The 20,198-nt window shown below is 72.6% G+C and carries 24 protein-coding genes; 17 read left to right on the top strand and 7 right to left on the bottom strand.

The window, feature by feature from the left end; translation table 11 throughout:
• Positions 1-275: 275 nt before the first annotated feature.
• Complete coding sequence (locus JK356_RS17710) at positions 276-698, bottom strand: SsgA family sporulation/cell division regulator (protein ID WP_201869322.1); 423 nt, start codon at positions 696-698, stop codon at positions 276-278.
• Between the two features lie 240 nt (positions 699-938).
• On the opposite strand from JK356_RS17710, the gene JK356_RS17705 reads away from it, so the two are divergent.
• Positions 939-2,660: an RDD family protein gene (locus JK356_RS17705; protein WP_201869321.1), complete on the top strand. Its 1,722-nt coding sequence runs from the start codon at positions 939-941 to the stop codon at positions 2,658-2,660.
• A gap of 76 nt (positions 2,661-2,736) precedes the next feature.
• Positions 2,737-3,366 carry an RDD family protein gene (locus JK356_RS17700; protein ID WP_201869318.1) on the top strand — a complete coding sequence of 210 codons (630 nt, stop codon included), beginning with the start codon at positions 2,737-2,739 and terminating at the stop codon, positions 3,364-3,366.
• Positions 3,367-3,393: 27 nt separating this feature from the next.
• On the opposite strand, the gene JK356_RS17695 is transcribed toward JK356_RS17700, so the two are convergent.
• A complete protein-coding gene (locus JK356_RS17695) occupies positions 3,394-3,639 on the bottom strand; it encodes a hypothetical protein (protein WP_201869317.1) in 246 nt (81 codons plus the stop codon).
• Between the two features lie 415 nt (positions 3,640-4,054).
• Between JK356_RS17695 and JK356_RS17690 the strand changes: the two genes are divergently transcribed.
• The gene (locus JK356_RS17690) at positions 4,055-4,375 is read left to right on the top strand and encodes a hypothetical protein (RefSeq protein ID WP_201869316.1); all 321 of its coding nucleotides are present in this window, start codon (positions 4,055-4,057) and stop codon (positions 4,373-4,375) included.
• 40 nt (positions 4,376-4,415) lie between these two features.
• Here JK356_RS17690 and JK356_RS17685 read toward each other — a convergent pair whose 3' ends face one another.
• Both JK356_RS17685 and JK356_RS17680 read right to left on the bottom strand, forming a co-directional pair.
• Complete coding sequence (locus tag JK356_RS17685; RefSeq protein ID WP_201869315.1) at positions 4,416-5,006, bottom strand: isochorismatase family protein; 591 nt, start codon at positions 5,004-5,006, stop codon at positions 4,416-4,418.
• Between the two features lie 62 nt (positions 5,007-5,068).
• Positions 5,069-6,406, bottom strand: a complete 1,338-nt coding sequence (locus tag JK356_RS17680) for a nicotinate phosphoribosyltransferase (protein WP_201869312.1) — start codon at positions 6,404-6,406, stop codon at positions 5,069-5,071.
• A 94-nt stretch (positions 6,407-6,500) separates the two neighbouring features.
• Between JK356_RS17680 and clpS the strand changes: the two genes are divergently transcribed.
• From clpS to JK356_RS17650, 6 genes are all read left to right on the top strand, one after another.
• Entirely contained in the window at positions 6,501-6,812 is a 312-nt protein-coding gene (gene clpS / locus JK356_RS17675) for an ATP-dependent Clp protease adapter ClpS (protein WP_201869306.1), read from the top strand.
• Positions 6,812-7,420, top strand: a complete 609-nt coding sequence (locus JK356_RS17670; protein ID WP_201869304.1) for a DUF2017 domain-containing protein — start codon at positions 6,812-6,814, stop codon at positions 7,418-7,420. The genes clpS and JK356_RS17670 overlap by 1 nt, the downstream gene beginning before the upstream one ends.
• Before the next feature lie 77 nt (positions 7,421-7,497).
• On the top strand, positions 7,498-9,114 hold the full coding sequence (locus tag JK356_RS17665) for a sodium:alanine symporter family protein (RefSeq protein ID WP_201869302.1): 1,617 nt from the start codon (positions 7,498-7,500) through the stop codon (positions 9,112-9,114).
• Between the two features lie 44 nt (positions 9,115-9,158).
• Positions 9,159-9,602: a Mov34/MPN/PAD-1 family protein gene (locus JK356_RS17660; protein WP_201869300.1), complete on the top strand. Its 444-nt coding sequence runs from the start codon at positions 9,159-9,161 to the stop codon at positions 9,600-9,602.
• 169 nt (positions 9,603-9,771) lie between these two features.
• The gene (locus JK356_RS17655; protein ID WP_201869299.1) at positions 9,772-10,059 is read left to right on the top strand and encodes a MoaD/ThiS family protein; all 288 of its coding nucleotides are present in this window, start codon (positions 9,772-9,774) and stop codon (positions 10,057-10,059) included.
• Positions 10,059-11,009: a PLP-dependent cysteine synthase family protein gene (locus tag JK356_RS17650; protein WP_201869297.1), complete on the top strand. Its 951-nt coding sequence runs from the start codon at positions 10,059-10,061 to the stop codon at positions 11,007-11,009. The genes JK356_RS17655 and JK356_RS17650 overlap by 1 nt, the downstream gene beginning before the upstream one ends.
• Here the strand turns inward: JK356_RS17650 and JK356_RS17645 are convergent.
• On the bottom strand, positions 11,006-11,488 hold the full coding sequence (locus JK356_RS17645; protein WP_236671502.1) for an ATP-binding protein: 483 nt from the start codon (positions 11,486-11,488) through the stop codon (positions 11,006-11,008). The genes JK356_RS17650 and JK356_RS17645 overlap by 4 nt on opposite strands.
• A gap of 67 nt (positions 11,489-11,555) precedes the next feature.
• Here JK356_RS17645 and rodA point away from each other — a divergent pair, with 67 nt between their 5' ends.
• From rodA to rdgB, 8 genes are all read left to right on the top strand, one after another.
• Positions 11,556-12,776, top strand: a complete 1,221-nt coding sequence (gene rodA, locus JK356_RS17640; RefSeq protein WP_201869295.1) for a rod shape-determining protein RodA — start codon at positions 11,556-11,558, stop codon at positions 12,774-12,776.
• A 235-nt stretch (positions 12,777-13,011) separates the two neighbouring features.
• On the top strand, positions 13,012-13,767 hold the full coding sequence (locus tag JK356_RS17635) for an MBL fold metallo-hydrolase (RefSeq protein WP_201869293.1): 756 nt from the start codon (positions 13,012-13,014) through the stop codon (positions 13,765-13,767).
• Positions 13,768-13,842: 75 nt separating this feature from the next.
• A complete protein-coding gene (gene rph, locus JK356_RS17630) occupies positions 13,843-14,571 on the top strand; it encodes a ribonuclease PH (RefSeq protein ID WP_201869291.1) in 729 nt (242 codons plus the stop codon).
• A 4-nt stretch (positions 14,572-14,575) separates the two neighbouring features.
• A complete protein-coding gene (locus JK356_RS17625) occupies positions 14,576-15,028 on the top strand; it encodes a hypothetical protein (protein ID WP_201869289.1) in 453 nt (150 codons plus the stop codon).
• A gap of 122 nt (positions 15,029-15,150) precedes the next feature.
• A complete protein-coding gene (locus JK356_RS17620) occupies positions 15,151-16,527 on the top strand; it encodes an extracellular solute-binding protein (protein WP_307815690.1) in 1,377 nt (458 codons plus the stop codon).
• The gene (locus JK356_RS17615) at positions 16,520-17,407 is read left to right on the top strand and encodes a carbohydrate ABC transporter permease (protein WP_201869288.1); all 888 of its coding nucleotides are present in this window, start codon (positions 16,520-16,522) and stop codon (positions 17,405-17,407) included. Before JK356_RS17620 ends, JK356_RS17615 begins: the two co-directional genes overlap by 8 nt.
• Positions 17,404-18,270 (top strand): carbohydrate ABC transporter permease, encoded by an 867-nt coding sequence (locus tag JK356_RS17610; protein ID WP_307815688.1) that lies wholly within the window; start codon positions 17,404-17,406, stop codon positions 18,268-18,270. The genes JK356_RS17615 and JK356_RS17610 overlap by 4 nt, the downstream gene beginning before the upstream one ends.
• Positions 18,271-18,284: 14 nt before the next feature.
• Positions 18,285-18,890 (top strand): RdgB/HAM1 family non-canonical purine NTP pyrophosphatase, encoded by a 606-nt coding sequence (gene rdgB, locus JK356_RS17605; protein ID WP_201869286.1) that lies wholly within the window; start codon positions 18,285-18,287, stop codon positions 18,888-18,890.
• Positions 18,891-18,893: 3 nt separating this feature from the next.
• On the opposite strand, the gene JK356_RS17600 is transcribed toward rdgB, so the two are convergent.
• Together JK356_RS17600 and bcp are read right to left on the bottom strand one after the other, a co-directional pair.
• Positions 18,894-19,673, bottom strand: a complete 780-nt coding sequence (locus JK356_RS17600) for an HAD-IIA family hydrolase (protein WP_201869277.1) — start codon at positions 19,671-19,673, stop codon at positions 18,894-18,896.
• 2 nt (positions 19,674-19,675) lie between these two features.
• Positions 19,676-20,143, bottom strand: a complete 468-nt coding sequence (gene bcp / locus JK356_RS17595; RefSeq protein ID WP_201869275.1) for a thioredoxin-dependent thiol peroxidase — start codon at positions 20,141-20,143, stop codon at positions 19,676-19,678.
• Positions 20,144-20,198: the final 55 nt, after the last annotated feature.

Raw genomic sequence — 20,198 nt, 5'->3', positions numbered from 1 at the left:
CGGTATTCCGGCGTCGTGCCGGCGGCGTTCCGCTGCCCCGCCTGGTCCGGCCGGCGCCGGGAACGGCCACCGCCCCCGCGAGTGCAGGTCGCGGGGGCGGCTCGTGGGGGGTGGTGTTCTAAAGATGCCCCGCCTGAGCCGGTTCACGCTCCCGCCCGGCCGGCAACGGCGTGACGGTGTCTTCGCCGTCCTCACTCACTTCTCCGCGGGGGTGATGCCGTCATGGCGTCCGCGCGGATGACCCGTGCAGGTGATGAAGATCCCTCCGGGCCGCCTCAGCGTCCCCACTCGCCGCGCAGCAGCGCCCCCAGATCCTCCTCGACGTCGAGCTGTTCGGCCTCGAAGCCGGGCGGCACCAGCCGCAGCGTGCGCTCCAGCCACGCCGCCACCGCCGTGGCGGGCGCGCGCAGCAGGGCCTGGCCGTCCGGCGAGCGCAGCGCCAGGCACACCACGTGCCGGCCGTCCGCCTTCCCCGGCCACACCCGCACGTCGCCCTCCCCGGTCGGGCGGAACACACCGTCAACCAGCAGGTCCCGCGCGAACGTCCAGTGGACGGGCGAGCTGGAGCCGACATGGAAGACGACATGCACGGCGAACGGGTCGTCCGCGCGGTAGACAAGCCGCGCCGGTACCGGGATGCTGCGCTCGGGGGACAGGACCAGCTGGAGTTCGAGCTCCCGCTCGATGATGGTGTGCATGGATGTCGCGCCCTCTCCTGTGTCTTCGCCTGCCGGATGCGTGGCCGCACCAGGAGAGAGGGAGAAGAGGACGCTGTCTTACGCGACTTCCGCGTACTTTCCCAAGCCAGCGTCAGCGCCGCCGCACGGCGTTCGTTAAGGTCCTCTTCAGCCCGGGGCGAGGACGCGCCGGCCGCTCGCCGACGTACCATGCTTACCCCGGCGAGACCCCAGGAACGGACGAGGAGATTCGGACTGCCCATGAGCTCCCCACCCGCAGGAAACGGCAGCGGCGTCCCGGGGCCCGACTGGTATCCGGACCCGTCCATCCCTGGGTACATCCGGTACTGGGACGGCGCCGCGTGGGTGCCGGGCAGCAGCCGCCCCGAACCCCGCGACGGCGAGCCGAAGCCTGCGCCGCCTCCCGGCGTGACCCCGCAGGCGCCCGCCTCCGCGGCCCCGGCGCTGCCCTCGCCGCGGCAGGAGGCGGCACCCTCGTCGGAGGGCACCGCCGAGAGCTCCGGCGACAGCACCGACGGCAGCGGCACCGCGGCGCCGGAGGCCGGGGACGCCGCGCGCACGGACACCACTGAGAGCGCCGCGACGTCCCAGGACGCCGAGGACACCCGTGACGCGGGAAACCAGACGGGAAACGACACGGGGAACGACGCGGGAAACCACGCGGAGAACGACGCCGCCGACGGCGGCCCCACGGTGCCGGCGCTGCGCCAGCGCGGCGACGTCACGCCCGCCCGCGGCGAGCCTGCCGGGCCGGCCTGGCCCGCCGGCGCGCGGGGCACCGGGCACTCCGGCCGGGACAAGCGCGTGACCTGGGGCTCGGACGAGGACGTCAGCACCTCGCCCGTGGCGGCGGCGGGGCGGGTGGACCCCAGGGGACAGTTCCGCCGTCCGCCCACCGAGAGCTCCGCGCCGCCCGCCAGGCCCGCGCCGAAGCCGGAGCCGGCCCCGGCCGCACCGCCGGCCGAACCGGAGAGCCCGGCGCCGGACACACGCGACCAGACCGTCGGGCTGCGCCGCGCCGACATCCCGGCGGCGCCGCCGTCGTGGACCCAGCAGGTCCGCGAGCTGGCCCAGCAGCAGCCGGGAGCCCCGGAGCGCGAGGCCGCGCCGCCCGCGGCACCGGCGTCTCCCGCCCTGCCGCCCGCCCAGCCTGCTCAGCCCGCCCAGTCGGCCCAGCCGGTGGTGCCGCCGCAGGCCCCGGCGCCGCAGCCGGTGCCGCCGCAGGTGCAGCAGCAGCCCGCTGCGCTGCCGCCGAGCAGCCCGGCCCAGGGCGCCCCCGTCCAGCCCGCCCCCGCGCCGCAGGGCGGCTACGGCTACCCCGCGCCGCTGCACCAGCGGCCGACCGCGCCTGTGCCGGAGCCCGCGCCCACGCCGGCCGTCGCGCAGCCGGCCCCCGCCGACTCGCCGTTCGTCCAGCCGGACATGCTGACGGCGCAGATCGCGCCGCGCCGGCCGTTCTCCGAGATCGAGCGGCAGGCCTACCCGGCCGGGCTGGGCCGCCGGCTGGTCGCCCGGCTGCTGGACTCGCTGCTGCCGGTCGGCGGCGCCGTGGCCGTGGCGGTGCCGCTGGTGAGCAAGGCCCGCGACCACATCCAGGAACAGATCGACGCGGCCGAGATCGCGGGCGTGACCCGTGACGTGTGGCTGATCGACGGCACCACCGGCGGCTACCTCGCCATGGTCCTCGGCGTCTTCTTCGGCGCCGGGCTGCTGCTGGAGGCGCTGCCCACCGCGATCTGGGGGCGGAGCCTGGGCAAGGCGGTGTGCGGGCTGCGGGTGCTGCACGTCGAGCGGCAGGACAAGCCGGGCTTCGGCGCCGCTCTCGTCCGCTGGCTGCTGTACAGCGTGCTGGCGGTGCTGGTGGTCGGCGTCGTGAACGTGCTGTGGTGCCTGCGCGACCGCCCCTGGCGGCAGTGCTGGCATGACAAGGCCGTGAACACCTTCGTCGCCAAGCGGCGGTAGCCCGCGCGGCGCAGCGGCGTCCTCCGAACGCCCCGCGCCGGATGCGGACTGCCCGGGGCCGGGGTGGACTGCCCGCATGAGCGATGAGCAGCCGCAGTCAGGACCCGAGCGGGAGTGGGGACCCCGCCCCGGCGCCTCCGACGCCCCGGGCGAGGGTTCCGGGCTTCCCAGCGCGCCGCCGCCGGACGACCACCCGTACGGCTCCAACCCGTACGGCGGCTCCCAGGGGGCGGTCGACCCGCTCGCGGGCATGCCGCCGCTGGCCGACCTGTGGCGGCGGCTGCTGGCCCGGATCATCGACCTGCTGATCGTCGGGATCCCCGTGTCGGTGCTGCTGTGGCTCGCGGCCGGGGACTACGACGTGAACGGCATGGGCAACGCCGGCTCCGGCGACGGCGGCTCGTACCTCCGGCAGGCCGTGCTGCTGCTGGTGTACTTCGTCTACGAGGGCGCGATGCTGAGCGCGCGCGGCCAGACGGTCGGCAAGATGCTGATGCGGATCAGGGTCGCCATGCTCGACAACGGAGCGGTGCCCGCCGGGTCTCCCGCGTGGCTCCGCGCGGGCACCTACTCGCTGGTGCAGCTCCTGCCGTGTTTCGGTTTCCTGTTCTGGCTGGTCAACGTGCTGTTCTGCACCTGGGACCGGCCCTACCGGCAGTGCCTGCACGACAAGGCGGCCAGGACCGTGGTGGTCTCGGCCGCCTGAACGCCGTTCCGCGCCGGGCGCCGCGGGTCAGACCCTGGCCTTCTCGCGGGTCACCGGCGGCGCTGCGGTCACCAGCGGCGCCGGTGCGGCGGGCGCGCGCGGGCCGCGCCGCGCCTGGATGCCGACCGCCACGACGACGCCGAGCATCAGCGCCAGCGCCGCGATGAGCGCGACGGCGAGGCCCGAGCCGGTCGGGGCGATCACCAGCAGAAGGAGGGTGGTGAGGATGACGGTGGCCGAACCGTAGGCGATCTGCGCGGGGGTCGGTTGCATGTCGCTTTCCGTCCTCGGAAGGTCCTCGGGGGAGGAGGGGGGCTGGCACCGTCCGGAGGCGCTCGCAGGGGTATTGCAGGGGTATTGCAGGGGTAGGAGGAGTGCCTCGAACGGTTCTACGGGCCTCGATGCCCGCGCCGGAAAGATGGTAAGCCCCCGGGGGTGGCGGCCGCCGGTGCACGGGGGGCGCACGGATTCACGCCGGCCGCCGGCCATCGGCCGCCCCGGCCGGAGCGGACGGTGCCCGCCCCTTTCCCCTGCGTGCTGCGACGGGCCGGTCACGCAGAGAAACCGCAGGCCAGGCGGGTGTGGCCGAGGAGACTCTCGACGGACGGCGCCGGGCGAGTCACGATAGCGGGGTCCACGTTGGCGGGGCGCTCCGTGCCCCCTCACTGCCCCAGCGGAAAGGTGTGCCATGGCCGAAGGAGGCTTCGTCCGGCTCCTCGACGGCAGCGTCGTCGTCGCGCTGTCGCTGCCGCGCCCCGGCGCCCCCGGCCGCGCGGTGCGGGTGCTGGTCCACGCCGCCTCGCGGCCGCGCGCCCTGACCAGGCTGCGCAACCTGGGGCTGCGCTCGGTCTACCTGCGGGGGAACACCGCGCCGCCCACGCCCGACGAGGTCTCGGCCGTGCTGCACCACCCCGACGGGATCGTCTGGCGCCCGGCGCCGTGCGACAGCACCGAGGGCTGGCACCCGGTGACCGGCCTGTTCCGGGCATCCCGGCCGCGCGCGGCGTAGTCGTACCGGCCCGCAGCGGCGGCACCGTCCCGCCGGGTGGTCAGGCGGCGACGACCGGCTTGCCGGTCAGCTCGACCCCGGCGGCGGCCATCTCCCGCAGCGCGCTGTCCACCGTTTTCGCGTTCACGCCGGCCGTCAGGTCCAGCAGCACGCGGGTGCGGAACCCCTCGCGCACCGCGTCCAGGGCGGTCGCGCGCACGCAGTGGTCGGTGGCGATGCCCACGATGTCCACCTCGCTGACGTCCCGCGCGCGCAGCCAGGCCGCCAGCGCGGTGCCCTGCTCGTCGCGGCCCTCGAAGCCGCTGTAGGCGGCGGCATAGGCGCCCTTGTCGAAGCACGCCTCGACGGCGCCCGAGGCCACCGCGGGCGCGAAGTTCGGGTGGAAACCGACGCCCTCGGTGCCGCTCACGCAGTGCGGCGGCCACGAGTGCACGAAGTCGGGCGTGTCGGAGAAGTGCTCGCCCGGCGCTATGTGGTGGTCCCGGGTCGCGACCACGTGACGGTAGCCGGGAGTGGCGGAGCCGATGAGGTCGGTGATGGCGGCGGCGACATCCGCGCCCCCCGCCACCGCCAGGCTTCCCCCCTCACAGAAGTCGTTCTGGACGTCCACGGCGATCAGGGCGCGGTGCATGGCGTACCCCTTCACTTCACAGTTGGTTCGTTATTGAGCCTATGCACCAGAAGACAGGCCCGTCACACGTACTCGGTCGGCAGGACCGGTTCTCCGCGCGACAGCTGGGTCGCCGACAGCGGCAGGCCCGCCCGGGCGCGCACGTGCCGTTCGCGCGCCGCGTCGAGCGGTTCGCGCGCCACGGCCTTGCCCCCGCGCATCAGGTCCACCAGCAGCTGGTGGCCGGCCAGCTCCTCGGGCACCGGTCCGCTGCCGATGACCTCGGCCTCGGCCACGCCGTCGGCGTCCGGCCGCCGCGCGGCCCACTTCACGCCGCCGATGGACAGCTTGCCGCCCAGCGACCGCTTCGCCACCGGCACCATGGGGCCGTCGGCGCCGTCCGCGCGGGCGACCAGCTTGTAGACCATGGAGCACGTCGGGTGCCCGCTGCCGGTGACCAGCTGCGTGCCGACGCCGTACGCGTCGACGGGCGCCGCCGCCAGCGAGGCGATGGCGTGCTCGTCGAGGTCGCTGGTCACCACGATCTTGGTGTCCCGGGCGCCCAGCTCGTCGAGCTGCTGCCGCACCCGGTGCGCCATGACCAGCAGGTCGCCGGAGTCGATGCGGACGGCTCCGAGGCCGGGCCCGGCGACCTCGACCGCGGTGCGCACGGCCTCGGCGATGTCGTAGGTGTCCACCAGCAGCGTGGTGCCGGTGCCCAGCGAATCGACCTGGGCGGTGAACGCGTCGCGCTCGGTGTCGTGCAGCAGCGTGAACGCGTGGGCGCTGGTGCCCACCGTCGGGATGCCGTAGCGGAACCCGGCCGCCAGGTCGGAGGTGGAGTCGAAACCGCCGACGTACGCCGCGCGCGAGGCGGCGACGGCCGCCAGCTCGTGGGTGCGGCGCGCGCCCATCTCGATGAGGGGCCGTCCCGCCGCGGCGACGGCCATCCGGGAGGCCGCCGCGGCGACCGCTGAGTCGTGGTTGAGGATCGACAGGATGACGGTCTCCAGCAGCACGCACTCGGCGAAGGTGCCCTCGACGCGCATGATGGGGGAGCCGGGGAAGTAGACCTCGCCCTCGGGGTAGCCGACGATGTCTCCGCTGAAGCGGTAGCCGGCCAGCCAGCGCAGGGTGGGTTCGTCGACCACGCGCCGCTCGCGCAGGAAGTCGAGGATCGCGGGCTCGAAGCGGAAGTTCTCGACCGCGTCGAGCACGCGCCCGGTGCCCGCGACGACGCCGTAGCGCCGGCCTTCCGGCAGGCGCCGGGTGAAGACCTCGAAGACCGACCGGCGGTGGGCGGTGCCGTCGCGGAGCGCGGCCTGGAGCATGGTGAGCTCGTAGTGGTCGGTGAAGAGCGCGGTGGACGGCACGGCGACGGGGAGGCCGTACACCGCGTCGTGGCTCGCCTGGTGCGTCATGCCGTCCAGGGTACCTCTGATTTCGTCAGACTGACGATATTTGAGCGGGGGCGGCGAACGGGTGCATTGGGCCTCGGGCGCATGTGGTGGCAGCATGGACCATGTGAGTGCCATCCCTCTGGAGATCGAGCGCACCGAGTCGGAGCCGACCTCGGAACAGGTGCCGGTGCCCGAGGTCCCGTGGGTGACGGTCGTGCACAACGACCCGGTGAATCTCATGAGTTACGTGACGTACGTCTTCCAGGCGTACTTCGGGTACCCCAAGGACAAGGCCAAGAAGCTCATGCTGGACGTGCACCACAAGGGCCGTGCCGTCGTCTCGCAGGGCAGCCGCGAGGAGATGGAGCGCGACGTGCAGGCGATGCACAGCTACGGTCTGTGGGCGACACTCCAGCAGGACCGCTGATGGCGGGATACTTCGAGGCCACGGGCGGGCCGGAGGGCGGCGCGGCGGTCGCGCTGGACGAGGTGGAGATCTCCATCCTGCGCAGCCTCGCGGTGCAGCTGCTGGAGCTGATCGGGCCCGGCCAGAACGGCGACGGCGGCGCGCCGGCCGACCCGCTGGACGCGCTGTTCGCCGAGGGGCCCAGCGAGCCGCCCAGGGACCCGGCGCTCGCCCGGCTGTTCCCCGACGCCTACGGCGAACCGGGCGCGCCGCAGGACGAGGAGACGCGGCGGCTGTCGGCCGAGTTCCGCCGCTACACGGAGGGAGAGCTGCGGGCCCGCAAGCGCGAGGACCTGCTGTTCGTCGTCCGCTCGCTGGACGAGCTCGGCGCCGGGCGCGGCGCGGGCGCGGCGGTGCTGACTCTCAAGCCGGACGAGTCGCGGCGCTGGCTGACCGTGCTCAACGACCTCAGGCTCGCCATCGCCACCCGGCTCGGTGTGCGGGACGAGGCCGACACCGAGCGGCTGCTCCGGCTGCCGGAGGGCGATCCCGTCAAGCCGATGGTCATGGCCTACTTCTGGCTGGGCGGGCTCCAGGAATCGCTCGTCGAAACCCTCATGCCGGACTGATACAGCTGGTAATCTGCTCGTCACACAGAGTGTGACGCGGGTGGGTGCCCGCCGCCACCCCGGCCGAGGGGCGTGCCATGGCAGCAGCTGAGCGGTCCTGGACCGACGAGATCGACGGGGCCGTCAACGGCCTGGCCGACCCCATCACGCGCCTGCTGAGCGGCATCGTCTTCTACGAGGTCCCCGTCTTCGGCGGGGACTTCCCCGTGATCGTGGCCTGGCTGGTGGCTGCCGGGCTGTTCTTCACCGTCTGGCTGGGGCTGGTGCAGTTCCGGCGGCTGGCCACCGCCTGCCGGGTGCTGGGCGGGCGGTACGAACAGCCCGGCGCGCCGGGCGAGATCACGCACTTCCAGGCGCTCACCTCCGCCGTCTCGGGCACGGTGGGGCTGGGCAACATCGCGGGCGTGGCCATCGCCGTGTCCCTGGGCGGCCCGGGCGCGACGTTCTGGATGGTCCTGTGCGGCCTGCTGGGGATGGCCACGAAGTTCGCCGAGTGCACGCTCGGCGTGAAGTACCGCGTCATCGACGCCAGCGGCCGCGTCAGCGGCGGGCCCATGCTGTACCTGCGGCGGGGCCTGGCCGAGCGCGGCCTGCCCCGGCTGGGCGCCGCGCTGTCGCTGCTGTCGGCGGTGACCCTGCTGTTCTTCTGCTTCTTCGGCGGCAATCTCTTCCAGGTCAACCAGTCCCTGGAGCAGCTGGCCACGGTCACGCGGGACCACACGGGCCTGTTCACCTCCTCCGGCGGCTCGCTGCTCTTCGGCGCGGCCGCCGCCGTGATGACGGGCCTGGTCCTCATCGGCGGTATCCGGTCCATCGGCCGGGTGACCAGCCGCCTCGTGCCCGCGATGGCGCTGCTGTACGTCGCCGCCTGCCTGTCGGTGATCCTGCTGCACGCCGCCGAGGTGCCGGGGGCGCTCGCGACGATCGGCCGGGAGGCGTTCAGCCCCGAGGGGGTCGCCGGCGGGGTGGTGGGGGCGCTCGTCCAGGGCTTCCGGCGGGCGGCGTTCTCGAACGAGGCGGGGGTGGGCTCGGCCCCGATCGCCCACGCCGCGGTGAAGACCAGGCGGCCGGCCACCGAGGGACTGGTGGCGCTGCTGGAGCCGTTCGCCGACACGGTGGTCATCTGCACGATGACGGCGCTGACCATCGTGATCGCGGGCGGCCCGCTCTACGGCGCCGCGCGGGCGGCGGCGGCCGGGGGCGGGGATCCGGCGGCGGACCGGGCGATCGCCGAGGCGGGCGGCGACCCGGGCATCGCCATCACCTCCGACGCCTTCGCCACCGCGCTGCCGTGGTTCCCGGCGGTGCTGACCGTGGCCGTGCTGCTGTTCGCCTTCTCCACGCTGATCACCTGGGGTTACTACGGGCTGAAGGCCTGGTGCCACCTCTTCGGCGGCTCGAACGTCAGCGAGCAGGTGTTCAAGTGCCTGTACTGCCTGGTCACGGTCGCCGGGGCGCTGCTGTCGCTGGGCACGCTCGTGGACCTGGCCGACGCCTTCCTCTTCCTGGCGGCCGTGGTCAACATCGCCGGCCTGTATCTGCTGGCGCCCGTCGTCCGGCGGGAGCTGCGGCTGGTGCTGGCGGACGTCCGGCGCCGTGACGCCGAGCGCGCCCGTGCCCGGGGCGGGCCCGCCGCGGGCGGCGCGGCCTCCGGCCGCACGCCGCCGGAGCCCCCGGCGCCACATCCGGTCTGACCCCGCACCGGACACCGGCGGCGAAGACTCTTATGGTGGGCGGCATGCTGACCATCACCGAAGAGCTGCGTGACAAGATCATCGCGCATGCCCGCGCCGACCATCCGGACGAGGCATGCGGCGTGATCGCCGGCCCGGCGGGCAGCGACCGCCCCGAGCGCTTCATTCCGATGCTGAACGCGGCCCGCTCGCCGACGTTCTACGAGTTCGACTCCGGTGACCTGCTCAAGCTGTACCGCGAGATGGACGCCCGCGACGAGGAACCGGTGGTGATCTACCACTCGCACACCGCCACCGAGGCGTACCCCTCGCGCACCGACGTCAGCTATGCCAACGAGCCGAACGCCCACTACGTGCTGGTCTCCACCGCCGAATGCGGCAACGGCGAGGGGCCCGTCTCCTTCCGGTCGTTCCGCATCCGGGAGGGCGAGATCACCGAAGAAGAGGTGCGGTTCGTCACCTCCTACGACGACACACCCGGATCCTGAGACAGCCCGGTCCGCATGACGGTACGAGCCTCGGGGACGGCGGCGGGGAATCGATACGATGCCGCCGTGGTTTCCCAGGACGTGAACGCCATGTGTCCGTCGTCCTGACGGCCGCGGCCGTCACGCAGCCCAGCATGTCCGCACCCGACCGCCATCACATGGAGAACCCATGGCCATCGAGGTCCGCATCCCGACCATCCTCCGCACCTACACCGACGGCCAGAAGGCCGTGCAGGGCTCCGGGGAGACCATCGCCGAGCTGTTCGCGGACCTGGAGTCCCGCCACCCCGGGATCCAGGAGCGGCTGGTCGAGGGCGGCGAGCTGCGCCGCTTTGTGAACGTGTACCTGAACGACGAGGACGTCCGCTTCCTGGACGGCATCGCCACCAAGGTCACCGACGGCGACAGCGTCACGATCCTGCCGGCCGTGGCGGGCGGCGCCGGAGGCATGCGCTGATGCGCTTCGACTCCCCCCTGGCCTCCGTCGGGAACACCCCGCTGGTGCGCCTGCCCCGGCTCTCGCCCGCCGAGAACGTGCGGATCTGGGCCAAGCTGGAGGACCGCAACCCGACGGGATCGGTCAAGGACCGCCCGGCCCTGTTCATGATCGAGCAGGCGGAGAAGGACGGCCGGCTGAAGCCCGGCTGTACCATCCTGGAGCCGACGTCCGGCAACACCGGCATCTCCCTGGCCATGGCGGCCCGGCTCAAGGGCTACCGCATCGTCTGCGTCATGCCGGAGAACACCTCGTCAGAGCGCCGCCAGCTGCTGGCGATGTGGGGAGCGGAGATCATCTCCTCCCCGGCCGCGGGCGGCTCCAACACCGCGGTGCGCGTGGCCAAGGAACTGGCCGCCGAGCACCCGGACTGGGTGATGCTCTACCAGTACGGCAACCCCGACAACCCCGGCGCGCACTACGCCACCACCGGTCCGGAGATCCTCGCCGACCTGCCCTCGGTGACGCACTTCGTCGCGGGCCTGGGCACGACCGGCACGCTGATGGGCGTCGGCCGGTACCTGCGCGAGCACCGGCCCGGGGTGCGGATCGTCGCCGCCGAACCGCGCTACGACGACCTCGTCTACGGGCTGCGCAACCTCGACGAGGGCTTCGTGCCCGAGCTGTACGACGAGTCCGTCCTCACCTCGCGCTTCTCCGTCGGCTCCGCCGACGCCGTCGCCCGCACCCGCGAACTCCTCGCCGAGGAGGGCATCTTCGCCGGGATCTCGACCGGCGCGGCGCTGCACGCGGCGATCGGCGTGGGGCGCAGGGCCATGCGCGAGGGCGAGGAAGCGGACATCGTGTTCATCGTCGCCGACGGCGGCTGGAAGTACCTGTCCACCGGCATCTACACGGCGGCCACCACCGAGGAGGCGGTCGAGCTCCTCCAGGGCCAGCTCTGGGCCTAGGCCTGGTTCCCGGCGCGGCTGGGGGTGCCGTCCGTCGGCAGCTCGAACCAGACCCCCTTGGTGTACCAGCCCAGGGGGTCTTCTCCGGCCGTGTCCCACCGTGCGGACATGGCGTCCACGAGCAGGAGCCCCCGCCCGTGCGGCGCCACCGACCCGTCGTCGCTCGGCCGCCACTCCGGGATGCCCGTGGCGCTGTCGTAGATCCCGATCCGCGTCCGCCCGGGCCGCACCACCAGCCGCAGCAGCATCGACTCGCCGGCCGCGTGCAGCACGATGTTGGTCGCCAGCTCGGAGGTGCACACCCGGGCGGCCTCCGCCGTGCCGCCGTGCCCCAGCGAGCGGAGCACCCCGGCCACGAAGTCACGGCACACCCGCGGCGCCACCTCACTGCGGGCGCTCATCAGCGTGAACACCTGGGTGTCCGTCACGGGCCTGGTCGGCGTCCCGGGCGCGCGGGTCTCGTTCTCGGGCGTGTCCACGGCCTGACGAGTCCCCCGGATCGCGCGGGACACGCGCGGCGGGCCGATTATCACCAGGCGTGCCCGGATGCGCGCGTACCGTCGTCATGTGACCGTGCGAGCCTACTCCAGCGACCAGCCGCCCGCCGCCGGGCGGCCGCTGCGCGAGCTGTTCGCCGACCGCTACTCCCCGGTGCGGACGGTGGACCTGCCGCTGCTCGGCGCGGCCGTCGCGCTGACCATCCTCGGCACCCTCCTCGTCTACTCCGCCACCCGCAACCGCACCGACCTCACCGGCGGCGACCCCGAGTTCTTCTTCCTGCGCCACACGCTCAACGGCGCCATCGGCCTCGGCCTGGCCCTGCTGCTGGTCTGGCTCGGCCACCGCCGCCTGCGCGACGCGGTGCCGGTGCTCTACCTCAGCTCGATCGTGCTGTCCCTGGCGGTCCTCAGCCCGCTGGGCTCGAGCATCAACGGCTCCCGCAGCTGGATCCAGCTCGGCGGCGGCTTCGCCTTCCAGCCGTCCGAGCTGGTCAAGATCGGCGTCATCCTCGCCATGGCCACCGTGCTCTCCGCCCACCTGGAGAGCGACCGCCTGGAACGCCCCGGCGTCAGGACCGTGCTCCAGGCGCTCACGCTCGCCGCCGTGCCGTCCGTGCTCGTCCTGCTGGCGCCGGACGTGGGCCAGACCATGGTCATCGCGGCCATCGCCCTGGGCATCCTGCTGGCCGCCGGCACCGGCAGGGCCTGGCTGCTGGGCCTGGCCGGCGTGGGCGTGGCCACCGGCGTCGCGGTCTGGCAGCTCGGCGTTCTCGACGAGTACCAGGTCAACCGCTTCGCGGCGTTCGCCAACCCCAGTCTCGACCCGGCCGGCGTCGGCTACAACACCAACCAGGCCAGAATCACCATCGGGGCCGGCGGCCTGACCGGCGAAGGACTGTTCAACGGGGGCCAGACCACAGGGCAGTTCGTGCCCGAGCAGCACACCGACTTCATCTTCACCGTGGCGGGCGAGGAACTCGGCTTCGTCGGCAGCGGCGGCATCATCGCGCTCCTCGGCCTGGTGCTGTGGCGGGCCTGCCGCATCGCCGCCCGCGCCAGCGACCTCTACGGGACGCTCACCGCCGCCGGTATCGTCGTGTGGCTGGCGTTCCAGACCTTCCAGAACATCGGGATGGCCCTGGGGATCATGCCGGTCACCGGCGTCCCGCTGCCGTTCCTCTCCTACGGCGGGTCCTCGATGTTCGCCGTCTGGGCCGCGGTCGGCCTGCTGCTGGCCATCGGCGTCCGCTCCCGCGAGCGGCTGTAGCCGGCGGGTCCTTCACTCGCCGCGGCGCCGCCGCCGGGCACGGCCCACGCCGTCAGCCACGGTGGCGACCAGTGCCAGCGCGGCGACGGCGATCACGGCGGTCCACCACGGGATGTCCACACGCCGACGGTACCCCGCGCTGGTGATTCCGCCCACACCAGGGCTCGGGGGAGGCGCGCCGCGCCGCCACGCGACTTACAGTCGTTCGAACCCCACCACGGAGGTCCCCGCGTCTATGAAGCTCACTGTCGTCGGCTGCTCGGGATCCTTCCCGTCCGCGGACTCGGCCTGCTCAAGCTACCTCATCGAGGCCGAGGGCTACCGGCTGCTCCTGGACCTGGGTAACGGCGCCCTCGGCGAACTCCAGAAATACTGCGGGCTGTACGACATCGACGCCATCGCGCTCAGCCACCTCCACCCCGACCACTGCATCGACATGTGCGGCTATTTCGTGGCCCGTTACTACCGGTACGAGGGCGGCCCCTGCGCCCCGCTGCCGGTTTACGGCCCCGAGGCCACTGAGCGCCGGCTGACTGCCGCCTACGCCGACACCCCGTCCGAGAAGTCGATGAGCGAGGTCTTCGACTTCCGCACCCTCACGCCCGGCGCCGCCTTCCAGCTGGGGCCGCTGACCGTACGGACGGAGCGGGTGACCCACCCCGTCGAGGCGTACGGCTTCCGCGTCGAGCACGAGGGCAGGTCCCTGTGCTACTCCGGCGACAGCGGCCCCTGCGACGGCCTGGCCAGCCTGGCGCGCGGCGCCGACCTGTTCCTGTGCGAGGCGTCGTTCACCCACGGCAAGGAGGACCTGCCCGAGGTACACCTCAACGGCCGGCAGGCCGGTGAGCTGGCGGGCCGGGCCGGGGCGGAGCGGCTGGTGCTCACGCACATCCCGCCCTGGACCGACGCCCAGGTCAACCTCTGTGACGCCAAGGCGGCCTTCGACGGCCCGGTCGAGCTGGCGCGCCCCGGCGCCGTCTACCACATCTGACGCGCCGCCGCCCTGCCCGGGGGGGCGGAAAACCGCTGGTGACCGGCCACCCCCGGGCGGGTTAGGCTCCCCAGCATGGCTCGAATCGACGGCCGCCAGGCCGACCAACTCCGTCCCGTCACCATCGAACGCGGCTGGAGCAAGCACGCCGAGGGGTCCGTGCTGATCGCCTTCGGCGACACGCGCGTGCTGTGCACCGCCAGCGTCACCGAAGGCGTACCCCGGTGGCGGCGCGGCAGCGGCGAAGGCTGGGTGACGAGCGAGTACGCCATGCTGCCGCGCGCGACGACGACGCGGGGCGACCGCGAGTCCGTCCGCGGCAAGATCGGCGGCCGCACGCACGAGATCTCACGGCTCATCGGCCGGTCCCTGCGGGCCGTGATCGACTTCTCGGCCCTCGGTGAGAACACCGTTGTCCTCGACTGCGACGTCCTGCAGGCCGACGGCGGCACCCGCACCGCCGCCATCACCGGCGCCTACGTCGCGCTGGCCGACGCGGTCGCCTGGGCGCAGCGGAACAAGCTCGTCAAGCCCGGCTCCCGGCCGCTCACCGGCAGCGTCTCGGCCGTCAGCGTCGGCATCGTCGACGGCGTGCCGCTGCTCGACCTCGCCTACGAGGAGGATGTCCGCGCGGAAACGGACATGAATGTGGTATGCACCGGCGACGGCGCCTTCGTCGAGGTGCAGGGCACCGCGGAGGGGAAGCCGTTCTCGCGCGCCGAACTCGACGCCCTGCTCGACCTGGCCGTCGCGGGCTGCGCCCAGCTGGAAGCGGCACAGCGCCAGGCTCTCGCGGAGGGATGACGGGATGACCACCCCGGTAAGCAGGACCAGCAGGACCAGCACCAGCACCCGGGCTGCCGCGGCCCGCCGGGCGGGACGGCCAGGCCGCCTCGGTGCCGCGGCGGCCGCGCTGGCGGTGGCCGCGGCCGCGGCCGGCACCCTGGCGTGCGACGTGCAGCGCGCCGTCGACTGCGCCCGCCTGGCGCTCTCGGTGGCCGATGCGGCGGCTGACCTGGAGCGGGCCGCCAGCACCGAGGGCCTGTCCGACGACAGCAGCGCGCTGGATGAACTGGCCGAAGAAATCCGGGAGCTGGAGGACCGCGTCGGCGACACCGACATCCAGCAGGCCGCCGAGGCGGTGCTGGAGGCGGGACGTAACATCCAGCGCGCCGCCGAGCAGGGCGAGGCGCCTGACCTCTCGCCGCTCGCGGACGCCACGGACGAACTCACCTCGGTCTGCACCCCCGACGGGGAGTGAAGCTGTCCGAGCTGCCGAACGAGGGGCACGATATCGAACAAATTCCGACGTAAACCCTTGACTCCGCTCGCGGCGCCTTCTTAGCGTGTGCGGCCTAGCGACGGCAGGCGAAGGAGCAGGCGGTGGGTGCGGTGCGTCGGACGACCAGGGGCGCCCCGGAACACGCGGCGGCCGTGACCCGGCGGCGCCTGCTCCGCGCTGCCGGAGGACTCGGCGCCGCCGCGGCCCTGGGACCCGCTCTCGCCGCCTGCGGCGGCGCGCAGAGCGCCGAACCGGTCACCTCCGGCACCGTCGACCTGGCGTTCTGGACCCACGACCCGGCCTACACCGAGTTCTTCCGCACCGCCGCCCGCAACGCCCGCGGCACCACACCCTTCGAATGGCACCTGGACGAGACGATCTCCAGCGCCGCCGACGTCGTCACCAAGCTGATCGCCCAGGCCATCGCCGGGCGCGGCACCCCCGACGTCGCCGGACTGGAGATCGGCGTCTTCCCCCGCCTGCTCCGCGGCGACCTCGCCGCCGAACTGCTCGAACCGCTCGACGACGCCGTCGCCGACGTCCGCGACGACCTGCTGACGATGCGCACCGCCCCGTTCAGCAAGGACGGGCACCTCTACGCGCTCGACTCCGACGCCCCGCTGGTCGTCTACTACTACCGGGAGCCGGAGTTCGCGCGCGTCGGCATGCCCACCGACGCCGGCGACTGGGAGGAGTTCCTCGCCGCCGCGCAGCGCGCCCACGACCGGCACGGCGTCTCGTTCGCCGCCGTCGCCACCGGCAGCGACCAGGGCCAGATCGTGCAGAGCTACGAGATGCTGCTGCTCCAGTGCGGCGGGCGCCTCTTCGACGCCGACGGCAACCTCACCATCGACACCGACGAAGCCGTGCGCACCCTCGACTTCCTCGCACGCGGCGTGCGCTCCGGCGCCATCACTACTGTCTCCGACTTCTACGGCCCCGCCATGCAGGCCGCCCTGAAAAGCGGTCAGCTCATCGGCCAGTGGATGGGCACCTGGTACAAGGTCTACGGCCTGATGGCCAACGTCCCCGAGCACTCCGGCCAGTGGCGCATCCGCCCGCTGCCCGTCTTCCGCCCCGGCGGCTCCCGCACCTCCTTCGTCGGCGGCACCGGCTTCGCCGCGCTGCGCGGCAAGGAGAACACCCTGGCCGGCGTCGAACTCGTCACAGCCGCCTACCTCACCCCCGAAGAGCAGGTCCGCCGCTACCGCGAACTCGGCTACCTGCCCACCCGCCGCTCCGTCTTCGACGACCCCGCGCTGCTGCGCATCGAGGACGAGTACTGCGGCGGGCAGCGGATGTTCGAGGTCTACCGCGACGTGATCGACGAGGCGCCCGTCTTCTACCTCAGCCCCGACCGGCCCGTCATCGAAACGGTCCTCAGCGGCTACCTGCTCCAGGCCTACCGGGGAGACCTCACCCCGCGCGAGGCACTGCTCCGCGCCACCGACGACTTCGAAGGCCAGACCCGTGACTGAACGGACCGCGACCAGGCGCCGGCAGTGGGCGCCCTACGCGTTCATCGCACCCTTCTACGTGCTGTACGCCCTGTTCATGGTCGTGCCCATCCTGATCGCCTGCTACCTGTCCACCACCGAGTGGGTGGGCCTGGGCACACCGCGGTTCGTCGGCCTGGAGAACTTCGCCGACCTCGCCCGCGACACCAGCTTCCGCAAGGCGCTCGGCAACTCCCTGTTCTTCGTGCTCGTCAGCCTCCTGCTGATCGTGCCGTGCGCCCTGCTCATCGCTCAGGCGCTCAACGCCCGCGGGCTGCGCGCCCGCGACCTGTTCCGCGTGGCGTTCTTCCTGCCGATGGTCCTGTCGCCCATCGTCATCGCCCTCGTCTACAGCCTGCTCCTCGACCCCGGCTACGGCGCCGTCAACTCCCTGCTCCGCGCGCTGTTCGGCGCCGGCAACGTCGACTGGACCGGCGACCCCACCATGGCGAACGTCTCGCTCAGCTTCGTGCTGCTGTGGCGCTGGGTCGGCTACCTCACCATCTTCTTCCTCGCCGCGCTCCAGGCCGTCCCCCGCGAGCTGTACGAGTCCGCGGAGCTCGACGGGGCCGGGCCGATACGGAAGTTCACGACCGTCACGCTGCCCGCCATCCACCCCGTCACCGCGTTCGTCGTCGTCACCTCGTTCATCGGCGCCGCGCAGCTGTTCGACGAGCCCTACCTGCTGACCGGCGGCGGACCGGGCGAAGAGACCCTGACCGTCGCCATGTTCGTCTACCGCGCCGCCTTCGAACGGCAGCAGTTCGGCTACGCCGCGGCCGCCGGGCTCGTGCTCTTCGTCATCGTCTTCGGGGTCAGCCAGATCCTGAACCGGCTGCTGTCCATCGGGAGGACCTCGTGAGCGCCACCACGGCACCGCGCCAGCCACCGGCGCGCCGCAGCCGGCCCACCGCCGGACGGATCCTGCTCTACGCCACCCTCATGACGCTGCTGCTCGTCTTCGCCGCCCCCATGCTGTGGGCCCTCAGCGGCTCCTTCAAACCGCGCGAGGACATCTTCGCCTACCCGCCGCGCCTCATCCCCGACCCGGCGACCCTGGAGAACTACCGCAACCTGCTCGGCGGCCACCCGTTCTGGAAGTGGTTCGCCATCAGCGTCACCACCGCGCTGACCGCCACCGCCATCGCCGTCTTCGTCTGCGCACTCGCCGGATTCGCGTTCGCCAAGTACCGCTTCGCGGGCAAACGGCTGCTGTTCGGCGTCATGTTCAGCTCACTGTCCGTGCCGTTCGCCGTCATCCTCATCCCGCTGTTCATCCTCGTGGTGAAGACCGGCTTCTCGAACCCCTGGTTCGCCCTGATCGTGCCCTGGGTCGCCCCGGCGTTCGGCATCTTCATGATGCAGCAGTACATCATCCAGTCCGTGCCCGACGAGATCCTCGAAGCCGCCCGGCTCGACGGGAGCAGCGAGTTCGGCATCTTCCTGCGCGTCGTGCTGCCGCTGCTGCGGCCCTCGCTCGGCGCCCTCGCCGTCTGGCAGTTCCTCCAGAGCTACAACAGCTTCCTGTGGCCGCTCGTCCTCATATCCGAGACCGACCAGTACACCCTGCCGCTCGGCCTCAACATCCTCTTCCGCTCGGAGAACCGCTCGTTCGACCTCGTGCTGCCCGGCGCCGTCCTCGCCTCCGTGCCGACCATCCTCGTCTTCCTTCTCCTGCGCAAACAGCTGCTGGAGGGGCTGTCGGCCGGCGCGGTCAAGGGCTGAGCGACAATCGGCACATGCAGCGCCTGATCCTCGCCACCCGCAACGCCCACAAGGTCACCGAACTCCGCGCCATCCTGGCCGGCGCTGGGATCACCGCCGAACTCGTCGGCGCCGACACCCTGCCCGACGCGCCGGACGTCCCCGAGACCGGCGTGACCTTCGCCGAGAACGCCCTGCTCAAGGCGCACGCCCTCGCCCGCGCCAGCGGCCTGCCCGCCCTCGCCGACGACTCCGGCCTCTGCGTCGACGTCCTCGGCGGCGCCCCCGGCGTCTTCTCCGCCCGCTGGGCCGGGAAGCACGGCGACGACGCCGCCAACCTCCGGCTGCTCCTCGCCCAGCTCGCCGACGTCCCCGACGAGCACCGCGGCGCCCACTTCGCCTGCGCCGCCGCCCTCGCCCTGCCCGACGGCACCGAACGCGTCGCCGAAGGCCGCCTGCCCGGCACCCTCCGCCGCGCCCCCGCCGGCGAGGGCGGCTTCGGCTACGACCCGATCCTCCAGCCGGAGGGCGAGACGCGCACCTGCGCCGAACTCACCCCCGAGGAGAAGAACGCCCTCAGCCACCGCGGCCGCGCCTTCCGCGCCCTCGCCCCTGAGATCGCCCGGCTCACCGGCGCCTGAGCATCAGATGCGGTCGACCAGGTCCGCGATCGAGTCCACCACCGTCATCGGGCGGAACGGGTAGCGGTCGATCTCCTCCCGTTGGGTCACGCCGGTGAGCACCAGGAACGTCTCCATGCCCGCCTCCAGGCCGGCCAGCACGTCGGTGTCCATCCGGTCACCGATCATCGCGCTGGTCTCCGAGTGCGCCCCCAGCAGGTTCAGGCCCGTCCGCATCATCAGCGGATTCGGCTTGCCGACGAAGTACGGCTCACGGCCCGTCGCCCGCGTGATCAGCGCCGCCACCGAGCCCGTCGCCGGCAGCGCCCCCTCCGTCGACGGGCCGGTGTTGTCCGGGTTCGTCGCGATGAACCGCGCCCCGTCGTTGATCAGCCGGATCGCCTTCGTCAGCGCCTCGAAGCTGTACGTCCGCGTCTCGCCCAGCACCACGTAGTCCGGAGCCTGGTCGCTCAGCACGTACCCCACGTCGTGCAGCGCCGTCGTCAGCCCCGCCTCGCCGATGACGTACGCCGTGCCGCCGGGCCGCTGGTCGTCCAGGAACCGCGCCGTCGCCAGCGCCGACGTCCAGATCGACTCCACCGGCACCTCAAGCCCCATCCGGGCCAGCCGCGCCGCCAGGTCGCGCCGGGTGTAGATCGAGTTGTTCGTCAGCACCAGGAACGGCTTGCCCGACTCCTTCAGCCGCGCGATGAACCGGTCCGCCCCGGGCACCGGCACGCCCTCGTGGATGAGGACACCGTCCATGTCCGTCAGCCATGACTCGATCGGCTTGCGTTCCGGCATGACTACAGCCCCAGGTCCTTGATCAGCTTCGCCACGTGCCCCGTCGCCTTCACGTTGTACAGGGCGCGCTCCACCTTGCCCTGTTCGTCGACGATGACCGTCGAGCGGATCACCCCGGTGACCTTCTTGCCGTACATCGTCTTCTCGCCGAAAGCGCCGTACGCCCGGAGCACCTCCTTCTCCGGGTCGGCCAGCAGCGTGACCCGCAGGTCCTCCTTCTCGCGGAACTTCGCCAGCTTCTCCGGCTTGTCCGGCGAGATCCCGATCACGTCATACCCAGCGTCCGCGAGCAGCGACAGGTTGTCCGTGAAGTCGCACGCCTGCTTGGTGCAGCCGGGCGTCATCGCGGCCGGGTAGAAGTAGACGATCACCTTCCGGCCCGCGTGGTCCGCCAGGGACACGGGCGTGCCGTCGGCGTCGGGCAAGGTGAAGGCGGGGGCCTCGTCGCCGGGCTCCAGGCGGGTGCTCATCGTCGATCAGCTCTCCTCGTGCATGCGTGGCTGCGGCACCGACAGCCTAAACGGG

The sequence above is a fragment of the Streptomyces sp. 7-21 genome (assembly GCF_016741785.1).
Lineage (GTDB): Bacteria > Actinomycetota > Actinomycetes > Streptomycetales > Streptomycetaceae > Streptomyces.
The sequence above is the reverse complement of the archived record's forward strand: the minus strand, read 5'-3'. Positions and strand labels throughout refer to the sequence as shown.

Excerpts from the sequence above, each read along its gene's own strand:
- JK356_RS17700 (WP_201869318.1), top strand. The coding sequence starts at position 2,737 with ATGAGCGATGAGCAGCCGCAGTCAGGACCCGAGCGGGAGTGGGGACCC.
- JK356_RS17600 (WP_201869277.1), bottom strand. The coding sequence starts at position 19,673 with ATGCCGGAACGCAAGCCGATCGAGTCATGGCTGACGGACATGGACGGT.
- JK356_RS17690 (WP_201869316.1), top strand. The coding sequence starts at position 4,055 with ATGGCCGAAGGAGGCTTCGTCCGGCTCCTCGACGGCAGCGTCGTCGTC.
- JK356_RS17660 (WP_201869300.1), top strand. The coding sequence starts at position 9,159 with ATGCTGACCATCACCGAAGAGCTGCGTGACAAGATCATCGCGCATGCC.
- rdgB (WP_201869286.1), top strand. The coding sequence starts at position 18,285 with ATGCAGCGCCTGATCCTCGCCACCCGCAACGCCCACAAGGTCACCGAA.
- JK356_RS17685 (WP_201869315.1), bottom strand. The coding sequence starts at position 5,006 with ATGCACCGCGCCCTGATCGCCGTGGACGTCCAGAACGACTTCTGTGAG.
- JK356_RS17625 (WP_201869289.1), top strand. The coding sequence starts at position 14,576 with ATGACCACCCCGGTAAGCAGGACCAGCAGGACCAGCACCAGCACCCGG.
- JK356_RS17665 (WP_201869302.1), top strand. The coding sequence starts at position 7,498 with ATGGCAGCAGCTGAGCGGTCCTGGACCGACGAGATCGACGGGGCCGTC.
- JK356_RS17695 (WP_201869317.1), bottom strand. The coding sequence starts at position 3,639 with ATGCAACCGACCCCCGCGCAGATCGCCTACGGTTCGGCCACCGTCATC.
- rodA (WP_201869295.1), top strand. The coding sequence starts at position 11,556 with ATGCGCGCGTACCGTCGTCATGTGACCGTGCGAGCCTACTCCAGCGAC.
- JK356_RS17705 (WP_201869321.1), top strand. The coding sequence starts at position 939 with ATGAGCTCCCCACCCGCAGGAAACGGCAGCGGCGTCCCGGGGCCCGAC.
- JK356_RS17635 (WP_201869293.1), top strand. The coding sequence starts at position 13,012 with ATGAAGCTCACTGTCGTCGGCTGCTCGGGATCCTTCCCGTCCGCGGAC.
- rph (WP_201869291.1), top strand. The coding sequence starts at position 13,843 with ATGGCTCGAATCGACGGCCGCCAGGCCGACCAACTCCGTCCCGTCACC.
- JK356_RS17650 (WP_201869297.1), top strand. The coding sequence starts at position 10,059 with ATGCGCTTCGACTCCCCCCTGGCCTCCGTCGGGAACACCCCGCTGGTG.
- JK356_RS17710 (WP_201869322.1), bottom strand. The coding sequence starts at position 698 with ATGCACACCATCATCGAGCGGGAGCTCGAACTCCAGCTGGTCCTGTCC.
- JK356_RS17680 (WP_201869312.1), bottom strand. The coding sequence starts at position 6,406 with ATGACGCACCAGGCGAGCCACGACGCGGTGTACGGCCTCCCCGTCGCC.
- JK356_RS17670 (WP_201869304.1), top strand. The coding sequence starts at position 6,812 with ATGGCGGGATACTTCGAGGCCACGGGCGGGCCGGAGGGCGGCGCGGCG.
- bcp (WP_201869275.1), bottom strand. The coding sequence starts at position 20,143 with ATGAGCACCCGCCTGGAGCCCGGCGACGAGGCCCCCGCCTTCACCTTG.
- JK356_RS17655 (WP_201869299.1), top strand. The coding sequence starts at position 9,772 with ATGGCCATCGAGGTCCGCATCCCGACCATCCTCCGCACCTACACCGAC.
- clpS (WP_201869306.1), top strand. The coding sequence starts at position 6,501 with ATGGACCATGTGAGTGCCATCCCTCTGGAGATCGAGCGCACCGAGTCG.